Below are 15,141 nucleotides of genomic sequence, written 5' to 3'. Positions count from 1 at the left end.
TATAGATACAGGTGTTGTTTTGTGTGATGACGCCTGTATCTATGTCGGAATTCATTTGACTGGGTCGCCACCAACGTTGTTAATTTGAGTTTGTGTATTTGTCGGTGTCTGGTCACAACAAAAAGAGTGATATATGCGTTTTTTATCCTTCTCTTCTTTTAAAGCCGTTGTTCTGTTTAGCTTTTTTATTGCGCCTTCGATTAGTGCTAAACAATATTTTATTGAGAACAAACAAGCCTATCAGGATATTGCATCTCATCTGGTTGCCGGTGATTCGGTTACACTCAAAAATGGCGTGTGGACTGATTTTGAGATTTTGCTTAAAGGTAAAGGCACCAAACAGTCACCTATTAGCTTAACGGCTGAAACTAAAGGCAAAGTGATTTTATCTGGTCAGTCTAATTTGCGTTTGGCTGGTGAATACTTGCAAGCGTCGGGGTTGGTTTTTAAAAATGGTTATACGCCAACCAGCGCAGTAATTGAGTTTAGACAAAACAAAGAGAATTTAGCTTATCACTCGCGTGTCACTGAAATGGTGATTGATAATTTCAATAATCCGGATAAAGAAGAATCGGATTACTGGATTGCCCTTTACGGCCAGCATAATCGTTTTGACCACAACCATATTGTTGGCAAACGCAATAAAGGTGTTACCTTGGCAGTTCGCTTAGACAGCGAAAACAGCCAGCAGAACTATCATCAAATTGACCACAACTATTTTGGTTATCGCCCTGTTTTTGGCTCTAACGGTGGTGAGACTATCCGCATTGGTACCAGCCATTATTCTCTCACTAACTCGAATACGCGTGTGGAGAATAATTATTTTGAGCACACCAATGGTGAAGTGGAAATTATCTCGGTTAAGTCGGGCAAAAATATTATTCGCGGCAATGTGTTTTTTGAAGCACGCGGCACGCTTACCTTGCGCCATGGTCGTGGCAATCTGATTGAAAACAATATTTTCATTGGTAATGGCAAGGATCATACCGGTGGTATTCGTGTTATCAACGAAGATCAGATTATACGAAACAACTACCTTGAAGGTTTAACCGGCTATCGTTTTGGCAGTGGCTTTACCGTGATGAATGGTGTGCCCAATTCACCGATTAATCGCTACAACCAGGTTGATAATGCCACAATCGAAAACAATACCTTTATTAATGTTAGACATATTCAATTAGCCGCCGGTAGTGATAGAGAACGCAGCGCCACACCAATTAATAGCCGCTTTCGTAAGAATTTGGTCTTCAACGTAAATGCACAGCAACCCTTTACCGTATTTGATGATGTGAGCGGCATTTTATTTGCCGATAACATCGCCAATAGCAAGGTTTTGCCTGAACTGGCTGCCGGATTTAAGCAACAACAGATTGAGCTGAAATTAGCGCCAAACGGTTTGTTGTATCCAGACAGTTCAATAAATGCTGGTGCAAGTCGTGATTTAACTACTCTGAGTAGAAATGACACGGGTGTGAGCTGGTATGCCAAGGTTCCTGCTGTTGTTGCCTTTGATTCAGGTAAAACCCACACGGTGAATGCGGAGCCTGCGGCTTTACTTACCGCTATTCAAAATGCTGAATCGGGAGACGTACTGGAAATTAAAGCCGGTGCATTTACTGTTCCTAAGCTGATTGATATCGACAAAACCCTGACAATTCGGGCGCAAAAAGCGGGAAGTGTGACGTTAAGTTACGAACGTAGCACCCTGTTTGAGATTAAAAACGGCGGTAGTTTAAAGCTAGATGGCCTGATTATTTCTGGCGAGCGTTGCCCAGACGCTGCCGGTAACAGTGTAGTGCGCACACAAAAGTGGGGCATGATCGAGAACTATCGTTTAGAAGTGCTCAATGCCAAATTGGTAGATTTAGACATTAACCATTCCTTTAGCTTCTTTGTTACTGGTAAAGGTGCATTAGCGGATAACATTTTGCTTGAGAATAACCAATTTTCTAAAGTAACGGGTGATATCCTGCGTTTGAATACCGAAATTGAAAACCTGGGTGTTTACAATGCGGAATACGTTACTTTGCAGCATAACGTTTTTAACGACATCAAAGGCGCAGTAACCAAGCTTTATCGAGGTGGTACTGATGAAAGCACCTTTGGTCCGCATTTTGTTATGACTGACAATCAATTAACTCATGTTGGCTTTGGTAAACGTAACAAACGCAATGCCAGTGTGTACTTGCAAGGTGTGCAGGTAACAAATATTTCCAATAACCAATTTAAAAACAGTGCACCGGTACGTATCGATCATACGGTAGGTGAGCCTAAAACGCTGATAGCTCGCAATACATTTGATGGCACTTCCGCGCCAGTGGTTCAGGAAATTCACTTTGGTGGTCCATCTACCGCCATTGTTAAAAACAATACCCTGATTAATCAAACTCAGGATTAATAGGGAACAATAATGTTACGTCAGTTTATGCATACAACTCTTCGCAACCTGTTAACTATTTGGGCGCTGGCAACCAGTTTTAGTAGTTTGGCTGCGCATCCTAATTTGGTTATAACCGAGGCTGACGTGGCGCAAATGCGTGCTGCTATTCAACAGCCCGGTCGTTTTTCGGATGCGTTTCATAAAATGCAGACACGAGTAGACAAAGAAATTGCTCAACCTATTCGTGTGCCTGTGCCAAAAGATGGCGGTGGTGGTTACACCCATGAACGCCATAAAAAGAACTACCAGCAAATGTATAACGCAGGCGTTATGTATCAGCTGACACAACAAGCAAAATATGCCGATTTTGTGCGCGATATGTTACTTGCCTACGCCGATTTATATCCGACCATTGGCTTGCATCCTAAGCGTAAAGTGAAGGCGCAAAATCCCGGCAAATTATTTTGGCAAAGTTTGAATGAGTCAGTTTGGCTGGTTTACACCATTCAGGCGTATGACCTGATCTACAACTCGCTCTCACAGGCGCAAATCAGCAAAATTGAAAATCAGATCTTAAAACCGGTCGCACTATTTTTATCTGAAGGACAGCCTTCAACGTTCAACAAAGTACATAACCATGGTACCTGGGCAACGGCTGGTGTGGGCATGGCCGGTTATGTAATGAACCAACCCGAATGGGTAGAAAAAGCCTTATACGATTTAGACAAATCGGGCAAAGGTGGTTTTATAAAACAACTGGATGTGTTGTTTTCCCCTCAGGGCTATTACACCGAAGGGCCTTATTATCAGCGTTATGCATTAATGCCGTTTGTCACTTTTGCTAAAGCGATCGATAACAATCAACCGCAGCGCCATATTTTTGAATACCGTAATGGCGTATTACTCAAGGCAATTAATACCACCATTGAATTGAGTTATGCCGGATTATTTTTCCCCATTAATGATGCGATAAAAAGTAAAGGCATCGATACCTCAGAACTCGTTGCTGGTGTGACCGTGGCTTATGGTTTAACTCAAGCGCCCGGTTTATTGGATATCGCTGACAAACAAAAGCAGATTATTTTAACCGGTGATGGGTTAAAAGTGGCTAACGCCCTGGATAAGCATCTTGAAAAGCCCTATCCATTTTCATCGATTGCTTTTGGCGACGGTAGTGATGGAAAACAAGGGGCATTGGTGGTGATGCGCAGTCAATTAGGCGGTGATCAAGCGTTACTGTTTAAACCTTCATCGCAAGGTATGGGACACGGTCATTTTGATAAGTTGACCTGGCAATATTATGACCATGCTGAAGAGATCGTATCCGACTACGGTGCCGCGCGCTTTTTGAATGTTGAAGCCAAATATGGCGGCCGCTATCTGCCAGAAAATACCAGTTATGCTAAACAGACCATTGCGCACAATACTATTGTGGTGGATGAAACCAGCAACTTTGGTGGCGATGTGGATTTAGCGAATCAGCATGCGCCTACATTGAATTATTTTGAAGCGGGTAGTTTTGGCTCGGTATCTAACGCAGAAATTCGTTCAGCGTACAAAGGTGTGCTGCTCCAGCGTACGCTTGCATTAGTGAAATTGCCTGAACTTGGGCAATCTGTTGCGCTGGATATCTTTGACGTTAATTCTGACGATAAACATCAACTCGATTTGCCGGTGCATTATCAAGGGCAATTAATCGATAGTAGTTTTGTGATTGATGTGAATACCCAATCACTAAAACCTTTGGGTCAAAACGCGGGTTACCAGCACTTATGGTTAAAAGGGCAGGCTACGCCCGAATCTGGCTTAGCCCGCGTCACCTGGTTAAACAAGAATGGACGTTTCTATACTCAAACCAGCTTGGTTTCGGGGGATGAGACGTTTTTATTTACTCAGCTTGGTGCTAACGACCCACACTTTAATTTACGCAATGAACAGGCGTTTATTCGTCGGGTTAAACATACATCGAACCACCGTTTCATCTCTGTTTTGGAACCGCATGGTGATTACAACCCAGGCAAAGAATACACATTAGGTGCAACTTCAAATGTGCAAACTTTAGATGTGCATCAACAAGGTGATTTAACCCTGGTAAACCTGAAAATGGCTGGGTTCTCTTACCTGATTGTGATCAATCAGGATCAAAAGCCAGATGCCAATCTGGAACGCCAATTTACTTATAACAAACAACCCTACTCAATAAATGGTCGCCTGACTGTTTATTTGTTGAATCAAGGTCAGGACAAATAACAATGCAAAAACAAAGTGAACACTTTTTATTTGGTAACGAAACCGAAATTGAAGACTTAGGTGGTGGTTTAAAGCGTCAAATGCTGGGCTATAACCACGAGTTGATGGCGGTAAAAGTTTGGTTTGATAAAGGCGCGCAAGGCTATACCCACAGTCATCGTCATTCTCAGGTAACTTATGTCGAACAAGGTGAATTTCACTTTAGCATTGGTGGTGAAACCAAGATTTTAAAAGCAGGTGACAGCTGTTTAATACCTCCCCATGTTGAGCATGGTGCTATTTGCCCAACTGGCGGCATTTTGATTGATACCTTCAGTCCTGCTCGCGAAGATTTTATTAAGGAGTCGTGATGAAAATTAAAGGATTGCGCTGGTGGGTTGTCGCTTTAATCGCACTGGCTACCATCATTAACTATATCGACCGTCAGGCACTGAGCGTGTTATGGCCGGATATTGTTGAAGACCTTTTCCCGGACGAGTCTGCGTTAGAGCGTAAACAAATTTACGCCAACATCTCGATTGTATTCGTTTTTGCCTATGCATTTGGCCAGGCTATTTTTGGCAAAATTTTTGATTGGGTTGGTACCCGTATTGGATTTGTCTTATCAATTGGCGTTTGGTCGTTAGCGACGATTGCCCATGCATTTGCGCAAGGCATGCTGAGTTTTAGTATTTTCCGTACAATTTTAGGTGTTGCTGAAGCCGGTAATTGGCCCGGTGCAGCAAAAGGTAATGCGGAATGGTTTCCAACCAAAGAGCGCGCACTCGCGCAGGGGATTTTTAATTCAGGCGCAGCAATTGGTGGCATTGTCTCTATTCCACTGATTGCGTTGCTCACGGTTTATTTTAGCTGGCAGATGATCTTTGTGGTGGTGGGCGCTGTGGGCCTGTTGTGGTTAGTGCCTTGGTTGATTTTGGTAAAAGCTCCACCGGCTATGCATGCCTGGTTAACCGAAGAAGAGCGCGACTATATTCTAACCGGTCAAAAATGTGTGGAATCCGCACAGCAGACTAAGTTTGGTGAGCAGCAGGAATATAATCCAGGTGTGTCGGAATTATTATCACGTAAACAAAGTTGGGGCGTGATTATCGCTTCAGCAGCCATTGATCCGATTTGGTGGTTGTTTGTTTTTTGGATCCCGATTTATCTGAATGAAGTTTATGGCATGAATGTTAAGTCTATCGGAACCTATGGTTGGATCCCTTACGTGGGTGCAATGTTAGGTGCATGGTTTGGTGGGCTGTTAGCGCAAAACCGCATTAAAGCCGGATGGAGCACAGACAAAACACGTAAACTGATTATCAGTTTGGGCTGCTGCATTATGTTGCCAGCGTTATTGGCTATGGCAAATCCTGGGACCGCCGAAACGGCGGTATTGATTATGGCGGTGATTTTATTTGGTTTTCAAACCGCTATCGGTAATGTGCAAACCTTGCCAAGTGATCTACTTGGTAAAAAAGCGGTGGGTACTTTGGCCGGTGTCTCCGGCATGGCTGCCAAGCTAGGCGCGGTTGGTTTAACCTCTTTGGTGCCCATATTAACCGCCGATGGAAACTATACCCCTGCCTTTGTGATTGGCGCATCGTTAGCCATTACAGCAATGGCTGCAGTATGGCTACTCATTCCTAAAGTAGAACCATTAACCAAGCGTTAGTCACATTATTTATGAAACGTATTTATTTTATTGGCGAATGTATGCTGGAGCTTAAAGCAAAAGACGAGTCTACTATGGCTCAGTCTTTTGCTGGCGATGTATACAATTCTGCGGTTTATCTTAAAAGAGCATTCCCTCAGATACTCAGCGGTATGGTGACTGTGATTGGGCAAAATACGATTAGTCATCGCATGTCACAGCGCTTTTTGCAGGAGCAGTTAAATACTGATTTTGTATTTGAGCATGAGACTAAAAGCCCCGGCGTTTATTTGATTGAAACCGATGCACAGGGTGAACGTACCTTTACTTTTTGGCGTAATGATTCTGCTGCCAGACAGTTAATGCAGTTTTTTGATGATGGCATGGTTAACCAGCTAAGTACCGCCGATATGGTGTTTTTCTCTGGTGTAGCGTTGGCCGTCATTGTGCCTGAATCACGTGAACTATTCTGGCAACGGATAACACAACTAAAACAAGCTGGTGTGACGGTTGTTTTTGATCCCAACTTTCGAGCCAGTTTGTGGCCCGATAAAAAACTTGCCAAACAACAATTTGAGCAAGCGATTTTACTGGCGGATTGGGTCTTGCCAGGTGTTGAGGATTTTACCGCCTTGTACGGCATAGAAAGTGCGCAGCAGGTGATGGACTTCTGCACTACTCGTGGTGCGCAAGAAGTGGTGGTTAAAAATGGTCCGGCATCCGTTTTAACCTATTCAAACGGTACCAAAACAGAACACAGTATTACCCCTGTCACTAAGGTGGTAGATACCACTTCTGCTGGTGATGCGTTTAATGGTGGTTATCTGGGCGCCCGTCTTTCGGGATTAACCTTAGAACAAGCGGTTAAAATTGGTGCGGTTGCTGCTGGCACCGTTATTCAGTATCCCGGTGCGATTATTCCAAAAGCTATTTTTGATCAGGCTATGGCGAGCCTGACTGTTTAAATCGAATTTTTAACCTTTTCTGGGCATTGATTGCCCAGCAATTTATTTGAGAGTACTCAATCCATGAAGCGCTTTTCTGAACTGATGTCCGGACAAACTTTGCTACCTATTATCCAAGCAAACACACCTTTTGAAGGTGTGCAAATTGCGCAAGCGATGGCAAACGCAGGGTTAAAACTTGTGGAAGTAGTGTTGCGTACCGACGCATCACTTGATGCGCTAAAAGCAATTAAACAAGATGTGCCGCAATTAACGGTGGGCGCAGGTACAATTTTGAATCCACACACTTTAGATAAAGCCATCGCGTGTGGCGCAGATTTTATAGTGACCCCTGCTATTTCGGGTATGTTGTTGCAGGAATTGAGTAAGTGCCATGTGCCAGTATTGCCCGGTGTGTCAAATACGGCCGATGTATTAATGGCATTAGAGTTTGGATTTGTAGAACAGAAGTTGTTTCCTGCGTCTTTGTGCGGCGGTCCTGCTTTTCTGTCGGCTTTGTCATCTGTTTTTCAATCGGTGTCGTTCTGTCCAACCGGTGGCGTGAATAAAGACAATAAGCAGGATTATTTATCACTTAAAAATGTGTTTGCCGTAGGTGGAACCTGGGTCGCACAAAAACAGTGGGTTGAACAGGAAAATTGGCAAGCCATAACGGATGCGTGCAAAGAGGCACTTAGCTAATGGCTAAAGTGAAACACAAGATGACATGCCGCAGTTTGTTGCTGCTAACCATGTTTAACTTAAACGTTTTTGCTGATGAAACAAATGCGCAAATAAAAACCATGCCAGCCTCACATCAGGCATTGGCCGAAGGGGTTTTGCTAGGTGATTTAAATGCGCTGGATCCAGCTAAAAAGCCTGCGGACAATTTTGATTTGGCAAGTTGGAGCCTGACATTACCAACGGATCTGAACAAAGACGGCAAAGCCGATACGGTTTATGAAAAACCATTAAGTGAAGGCTTTGAATTAAAACCATTATTTTACACGGCGGTCAATGGAGGGATGGTGTTTGCCTGTCCCAACCATGGTGCCAGAACCTCCAGTCACACAAAATATACCAGGACCGAATTGCGCGAGATGTTAAGGCGTGGAAATCGTCATATTAAGACGCAAGGGATCACTCAAAATAACTGGGTGTTTCATTCAGCACACGGGACTGTGCGACGAGATGCCGGTGCGGTAGAGGGGAGTTTAGAAGCCACGTTGGCAGTTGATCGTGTGTCTACCACAGGTGAGCGTAAAAAAGTGGGGCGGGTAATCGTAGGACAAATTCATGCTACCGATGATGAACCATTAAGGTTGTATTACCGAAAGTTGCCTGAGAATGAAAATGGCTCCTTGTATTTTGCTCACGAAATCAATGGTGGTGAAGACAAGTGGGTATCCTTGGTGGGCTCACGTTCAGACAACCTAGTTGACCCGCCAGACGGTATTAAGTTGGGAGAAAAATTTAGCTATAAAATTACGGTTGAGCAGGATGTACTTTATGTCACTTTAATTCGGCCGGGGAAAAAGAACATCACCCAAATGGTCGATATGCGTGAAAGTGGTTACGATAAAAACGATCAATATATGTATTTCAAAGCCGGTGTTTATAACCAAAACAACAGCGGTGACCAGCGAGACTTCGTGCAGGCAACGTTTTATTACTTAAAAAACAGTCATTAACATTAGGGAGGTTCCCTCCCTAATTTTCTCTTATTGTGCTCTTTTATTTCGGTTTTCACCGCTTACTACTCTGTTGTATCCAATTTTTATTATGTTATTACCAATATTGACTTCATTGGTTGGTATTGTGATGGCGCTTGTTATTAATGATTTACGCAATCTTGTAAAAATATTGTTATTTATTTAGCGTTTTTTAGTGGAAATGGTCACATTATTGTGTTTATTTTCGACCAAATGCTGGTTGTTTTGTCATGTCTATTAGGTTTTATTGGTTAACCAATTTGATGGTGAGACGGTTGGTGATAATAAAAAACAACAAATCGGAGAGTAGAGCTACTATGAAGCTGAAATTATTCGTACTTTGTGCCGTTGCTGCAGCCATTACTGGGTGTAACACCGATGCAAGCTCTGACAAAAACAGCAATACATTAGGTTCCATTACCCTTACCGGCACCGCAACCTCGGGCCAAACGCTAACGGCATCAGCAAACGATGCAGATGGTATTTCTGGTCAAATTACATATCTTTGGTATGCAGATGGAGATCTGATTGAAGGTGCCAGCGGTGCATCGTTCACATTAACAGAAGACCAAGTGGGTAGTGTTATTACCGCACAGGCTATGTATACAGATGATGGTGGGGTAAACGAATCTCATATTTCTGATGCTACCTCTGAGGTAAAGGCGATTGCTTACCCTGCAACTGTTAGCTTAAACGGAGATGTCACAATTGGCAGTACTTTAAGTGCAACTGTGGCTGATCAAAATGGTCTTGACGGCGCGACTATCATTTACAGCTGGTTTGCTGACGAAACACCCATTGATGGTGAAGTAACCAGTGAACTCACGTTGACTGAAGCTCAGTTTGGGTCGGTTATTACCGTTAATGTCAGTTTTGATGACGATAAAGGTTTCGCGGAATCTGTTACCTCTGAAGGTGTTGGTCCTGTTACTCGAGCCAATACGGTTGGTGAAGTTGTTATTCAAGGTACACCTGCTGTTGGTAAAACATTGATTGCTGACATTACAGACCAAGATGGTGTCCATGGGGATGTAGCCTACCAATGGTTCGCTGATTCTCAAGAAATTGCAGGGGCAAATTCAAAATCACTGGTTGTAGACGCTTCACTTGTTGGTAGTAAGATTAGCGTGGAGGTGACTTATGTTGATGATAATGGCTTCTCTGAAAATAACTTATCTAATCCCACCGATGAAGTAACCTTAGTTGCCGCTGATCAAGCAGGCTCCATTACAATTTCAGGCACCGTTCCTTACATGGTTGATGCAGTATTAACAGCTGATATTGCTGATAATAATGGTGTTGAAGAAGCCAATGTTGTTTATTCCTGGTTTGCAGACGGGGTGGTTATTGCTGATGCCACTGAAAAAACTTTCACTCCTGCCAATTATGCCGGTGCGATTATCTCGGTATCTGCTACCTATACCGATAATGACAACTTTTCTGCCACGGTAACTGATTCTCTGAGCAGTGTGGTTTATTCACAGGTTGTGACTGATGCATCCGAGTTGTCAGCGGCTGTTAGTGGCGGCCTGACTGATGGCAGCGTTGTGGGGCTAAATACCAATGTTTACGCCGATATCGACGCGATTTTACTTGATAGCTCGGTGACCTTGCGTGCTGTTGAACAACAACAACCGGTGATCAGCGGTGAGACCTGTATTCACATCGCCGCTAATGTTGATGGCGCCAAAATTATTGGTCTGACGTTTAAAGATATCGATACAAAAGCTGGCTCTGATTGTGATACGTCAGAACAAGCTGTTATCTATTCAGAAGGTGACAATTTCGTTTTTGCACAGAACTTAATTGATGGTGAGCAAGAAGACTTAAATCAATCCACTTATCACTGGCTGGTCATCAAAGGTCATGGTGCAATGATTGAGCGAAATACCTTTACCCACCGAACACATTCGCAAAAAGGCTCTGTGATCAAACTCGCTTCGTCTGGTTCAGACCATGTGGTGCAATATAACTTGTTCAGTGATAGTGCCAATGAAAACTACGATGATTCGAGCCTGTTATTACTTAACGTAGGTAGCACAACGGGAAGCGATGCAGCGTTAAATTCAAATATCAAAATTTTAAATAATCGTGTGGAAAACGTGGTGACAGGTCGCCGTTTGATGCGAGTTCAAACCTCGGGTGCAACCATTGATGGTAATACGATTGTTGATGCCAATGGTGGTATTTCACTGGAAGACGGTGGATTTAACAAAGTCACCAATAACATCATTATTCGCAACACTGATGTTGCCAGCTCGGATGACAGACCAAGTGGTATTTTAGTCACCCCTCTGGGCCATACCATCAGTAATAACTATATCGCGGGTATTCGTTCTGAAAACAAAGAAGCCGGTGGCATTGTGTTTACCGCCAACCCCTTTTCGCAAAATACCGGTGGTGTTCCATACGATGGTAACCAGGCCATTCTTGATGGCACTGACGATCTCACGCTAACAGTGAATAACAATACCGTATTGAATTCGATTCAACCGATTGTATTTAGTACCGAAATTGGTTCAAAAGCACCTGTGGGTGATTGTGATGAACTGACATCGGATAATAGTCCTGTGCTGTATGGCTTAACCAAAAACTTCTTCGTTATTAATTTTGACGCAAACCTAATTGCCAATGGTTTAAATGAAGAGGGTGCCATTCAAGGGTTATTCTTGCCCTATGACGCCAGCAGCAGTGACCACTCATTTGAATATGATTGCGATTTGATTAATCACGATAATTCTTATTTTTCTAATAACTTTGGTTTTAGCGATAGCTATGCGTCGGGTGATGTAGAAGACGATTTTTGGGTAGACATCCGCAACGAAAATGGCAACGGAAAATTTGATTCTGATGGCGCGATTGACCAGAACCCTGCAGCCAATGGTAAGGAAGCACCTGAATTTGTCGTGGCAGACAATCATTTAACTGAAACCGACCCCAATGGTGCTCAAGCTGCAGCGGGCGCAAAAGGGCTGCACGTTATTCAGGCCTCTGAAGTCGGTGTTGGCTCAACCTGGGTTGCCAATTAATTAAAAAGACGCAAAAAAATAATTACGACAGGCTGCCTTAGGTGCCCTGATAGAAAAATCGGAGATCGAGTAATGTCGTTGCTAAAACAACAATTAAATAACGCTCAAACTGACACAAAAAGTCATGCCTTTACATTGAATCCTGTGGCGCGTTGGGTAAAACGTGCGGTATTTACCGGGATGGCATCTACTGTTGCATTGGGTGTAAATGCACAAGAGGCACCGCAAGCGACAGAGCAAGCGGTATCGGATGTAGAAGTGATTGATGTAGTGGGAACACGTAAAACGGTTCAGGATCAGATTGCCATTAAACGCGAAGCCACAATGGTTGTTGATGGTTTGTCTGCTGAAGATATCGGTGACTTACCAGCCTTGTCTATTGGTGAGGCACTTGAATCGATTACTGGTGCTGCCTCTCACCGTGAAAATGGTGGTGCAACTGAAATCACCATCCGTGGTTTGGGACCATTTTTGAGCGCCACCCACATTAACGGTCGCGAGGCGACCAATGGTAGTGGTGATCGCTCGGTTAATTTTTCTCAATTCCCATCAGAATTAGTCAAGAAAGTCGCCATCTATAAAACCCAAGATGCGTCAATGATTGAAGGTGGAGTAGCGGGTGTTATTGCATTAGAAACGGTTAAGCCTCTTGATTTTGGTAAGCGCCGTATTCAAGGCGAAGTGAAAACCAACTACAACCCGGATGAGAGCAATGTAAATAACTCATTGCAGGGTGATATTGGTTATCGCGGCACCTTTAGTTACGTTGACCAGTTTGAATTACAAGGTGGTAAATCTGTCGGCGTATCATTTGGGGTACAACGCCAGGATATTTCGCAACCAGAAGCAGAATATCGAAGCTCGAGTCCATCGGGTTCATCGTTGTGGGCGTGTTTAAATGATCCTGCTAACACAAATGAAGGCTTCTATCGCAGTAAAGCTGGTGATTGTGAAGATCAGGTGAGTGGCAGTAAAAATCAGGGGTACAACAATCAGATTGACCCTGATACAGGCAAAGCCGTCAGTGACGGTACACCATACGCCTGGACCGGCAGTAGCCGTAGCTATCGTCAAAACGAAACCACCGATGAACGCGATGCAGTGTTTGTTGCTTTGCAATTCCAGCCCTCAGATAAATGGGATATTAATCTGGATGCGCAAATTTCTAATCGTACACAGGCTGAAGCACGCCACGATTTGTTGTTCTTACAAAAACGCGCAACTCCCGGCGTAAGTGGCCCAACGCTGGTTACCAACAGTGTGGGTGGTATTTTACATTGGGAAGGTGAGGACAGACTTGAATCTGCCGGTGAACAATATTCGCGTGAAGAAAAATACAAAGGTTACGGCATCAATGTAGAACATGTTGCGACTGACAACCTTACGTTGAATTTGGATTTATCTTACTCGCAAACTACACGTGAAGAATTGCAAATATCCAACCGCGGTAGAACCGATACTTATCAAGCTTTTAGTTGGGATTTAGGTAGCCGCATTCCGCATTTTTCTTTAACTGATTTTGACGTAACGGATATAGATAATTTTACCGATAGCCTACGTTCGCGCATTGATCGTGAAAACGTGCGCGAAAATGAGGTTGTTGGCGCCCGTTTTGATATCGACTACAAGTTGGATAAAGGTGCCTTTACCAGCATTCAGGCCGGTACCCGAGTTTCAAAACTAACCTTTGTGCAATATGGTGGCAATCAGGGCAATGGGTCACGCAGTGAGTACACCCTGAATGATTCAACCACAGCCGACGTGATGCATAATTGCCAGATTGAATTCCCTGAAAGTCACTTTTTATCCAGTGTGTCCGATGGCGACATTCTGACTCAGGTAGATTCCGACGGTAACTATGTGAGCAGTGGCAACGCGTGGGCCACCTATGACAATGTGTGTTTTGCACAGGCTCTGGCTGGTAGCGAGTTTGCGTATCCGGACGTGGAATATGCAAACCCGGGCACCATTGATGTGACAGAGAAAACCAAATCTGCTTACGTTATGGCGAATTACGATACTGAAATGTTTGGTAAATTTATTCGCGGTAACTTAGGCGTGCGTGTTGTCAAAACCGATGTGAGCTCTGTAGGTTTCCGTTCTTCTTATTCTGTTGTAGACAATGAATTAGGGGAACTGAGCCTGGTTGAAGGTGATGAGTTAGAGCGAACCGAAGGTGGCGGTAGTTACACCGAAGTATTGCCTAGTTTTAACCTGGTGGTTGATTACAGCGAAGATGTTTTGCTGCGTGCTGGCATTTACCGCGGTATGTCACGCGTTGACCCGGCCGACTTAGGTTATAGCCGTGAGTTTGCAACTGACGAAGAATCTCCGATGACAATTGATGATTTGATTGTTGGCGCTAATGGCTCGGGTAATCCTAACACTCAGCCATTAATGTCGTGGAACTTTGATGTGGCAGCAGAATGGTATCCGAATGAAGATTCTATTTTTGCTTTAAGTCTTTATTACAAGCAGTTTCAGGGTGGTTTCCAGCAGCGTACCGAATTGGAAGATTTTGTGATTGCCGGTGAAACATTAACCCTTCCGATTACCAACTCAGTTACTACTGATGATAAGAGTGATCTTTATGGGGTTGAAGCCTCAATAGCTTACCGCTGGGACAATGGGCTAGGTGTAAAATTCGGTTATAACTATGCAGATAGTAACTATGAATTTGAAGATAGCCTGTATGGTAATACCTACACCACCGATCTGGATGGTAATTCCACGCAATTAACCACGGCGATTGTACCTGCTGGTTCAGTGCCCGGTTTTTCTAAAAATGTATTTAGTGGCCAGCTGTATTATCAGATTGGTGATTTAGATACTGCTATCATTTACAAATATCGTAGTAATTATTTCCAACCATACACCAGCAATGGAACACGCTTGCGTTATGTAGACGGGGTTGGGGTATGGGAAATGCGCGCTTCTTATAAATTCAATAGTAATGTCAGATTTAAGGTTGAAGCTATTAACCTGTTTAGTGCACCAAAATCTCAAGACTTCTTTGTGGAAGGTAACTTGGGTGAGGTCAATGACTACGGTCCTCGCATTTTTGCAGGTGCAAGCGTTAAATTCTAACTACCCTGTTTAACAGCCCACTGTCTGCATCAACATCCAGCCGTGCGTATTTGGTGTTGATGCAGCTTCGGGCGTGTTAATTCCTGTTTTATTTCTTAGGAATTCC

9 protein-coding genes are annotated in these 15,141 nt (G+C 43.7%); all 9 read left to right on the top strand.

The window, feature by feature from the left end:
• The first annotated feature begins 133 nt into the window (after nt 1-133).
• The 9 genes from H8B19_RS07970 (at nt 134) to H8B19_RS07930 (ending at nt 15,035) form a co-directional block, all read left to right on the top strand.
• A complete protein-coding gene (locus H8B19_RS07970) occupies nt 134-2,398 on the top strand; it encodes a polysaccharide lyase 6 family protein (RefSeq protein ID WP_186506277.1) in 2,265 nt (754 codons plus the stop codon).
• A 12-nt stretch (nt 2,399-2,410) separates the two neighbouring features.
• Nucleotides 2,411-4,630 carry a heparinase II/III domain-containing protein gene (locus H8B19_RS07965; protein ID WP_186506276.1) on the top strand — a complete coding sequence of 740 codons (2,220 nt, stop codon included), beginning with the start codon at nt 2,411-2,413 and terminating at the stop codon, nt 4,628-4,630.
• Between the two features lie 2 nt (nt 4,631-4,632).
• Nucleotides 4,633-4,980, top strand: coding sequence for a cupin domain-containing protein (locus tag H8B19_RS07960; RefSeq protein ID WP_186506275.1), 348 nt, complete (start codon nt 4,633-4,635; stop codon nt 4,978-4,980).
• Nucleotides 4,980-6,284, top strand: coding sequence for an MFS transporter (locus H8B19_RS07955; RefSeq protein WP_186506274.1), 1,305 nt, complete (start codon nt 4,980-4,982; stop codon nt 6,282-6,284). Before H8B19_RS07960 ends, H8B19_RS07955 begins: the two co-directional genes overlap by 1 nt.
• Nucleotides 6,285-6,295: 11 nt before the next feature.
• Entirely contained in the window at nt 6,296-7,228 is a 933-nt protein-coding gene (locus H8B19_RS07950) for a sugar kinase (protein WP_186506273.1), read from the top strand.
• A 63-nt stretch (nt 7,229-7,291) separates the two neighbouring features.
• Entirely contained in the window at nt 7,292-7,909 is a 618-nt protein-coding gene (eda, locus tag H8B19_RS07945) for a bifunctional 4-hydroxy-2-oxoglutarate aldolase/2-dehydro-3-deoxy-phosphogluconate aldolase (RefSeq protein ID WP_186506272.1), read from the top strand.
• Entirely contained in the window at nt 7,909-8,898 is a 990-nt protein-coding gene (locus tag H8B19_RS07940) for a polysaccharide lyase family 7 protein (protein ID WP_241737534.1), read from the top strand. The genes eda and H8B19_RS07940 overlap by 1 nt, the downstream gene beginning before the upstream one ends.
• A gap of 338 nt (nt 8,899-9,236) precedes the next feature.
• Nucleotides 9,237-11,948, top strand: coding sequence for a NosD domain-containing protein (locus H8B19_RS07935; protein WP_186506271.1), 2,712 nt, complete (start codon nt 9,237-9,239; stop codon nt 11,946-11,948).
• A 72-nt stretch (nt 11,949-12,020) separates the two neighbouring features.
• The gene (locus H8B19_RS07930) at nt 12,021-15,035 is read left to right on the top strand and encodes a TonB-dependent receptor (protein WP_186506270.1); all 3,015 of its coding nucleotides are present in this window, start codon (nt 12,021-12,023) and stop codon (nt 15,033-15,035) included.
• Nucleotides 15,036-15,141: the final 106 nt, after the last annotated feature.

Source organism: Neptunicella marina, from assembly GCF_014270035.1.
Lineage (GTDB): Bacteria > Pseudomonadota > Gammaproteobacteria > Enterobacterales > Alteromonadaceae > Neptunicella > Neptunicella marina.
This window is presented reverse-complemented; position numbering and strand designations above follow the sequence as displayed.

Bases quoted from the DNA above. Each gene is read 5' to 3' on its own strand.
- H8B19_RS07970 (WP_186506277.1), top strand. From the start codon at position 134: ATGCGTTTTTTATCCTTCTCTTCTTTTAAAGCCGTTGTTCTGTTTAGC.
- H8B19_RS07965 (WP_186506276.1), top strand. From the start codon at position 2,411: ATGTTACGTCAGTTTATGCATACAACTCTTCGCAACCTGTTAACTATT.
- H8B19_RS07960 (WP_186506275.1), top strand. From the start codon at position 4,633: ATGCAAAAACAAAGTGAACACTTTTTATTTGGTAACGAAACCGAAATT.
- H8B19_RS07955 (WP_186506274.1), top strand. From the start codon at position 4,980: ATGAAAATTAAAGGATTGCGCTGGTGGGTTGTCGCTTTAATCGCACTG.
- H8B19_RS07950 (WP_186506273.1), top strand. From the start codon at position 6,296: ATGAAACGTATTTATTTTATTGGCGAATGTATGCTGGAGCTTAAAGCA.
- eda (WP_186506272.1), top strand. From the start codon at position 7,292: ATGAAGCGCTTTTCTGAACTGATGTCCGGACAAACTTTGCTACCTATT.
- H8B19_RS07940 (WP_241737534.1), top strand. From the start codon at position 7,909: ATGGCTAAAGTGAAACACAAGATGACATGCCGCAGTTTGTTGCTGCTA.
- H8B19_RS07935 (WP_186506271.1), top strand. From the start codon at position 9,237: ATGAAGCTGAAATTATTCGTACTTTGTGCCGTTGCTGCAGCCATTACT.
- H8B19_RS07930 (WP_186506270.1), top strand. From the start codon at position 12,021: ATGTCGTTGCTAAAACAACAATTAAATAACGCTCAAACTGACACAAAA.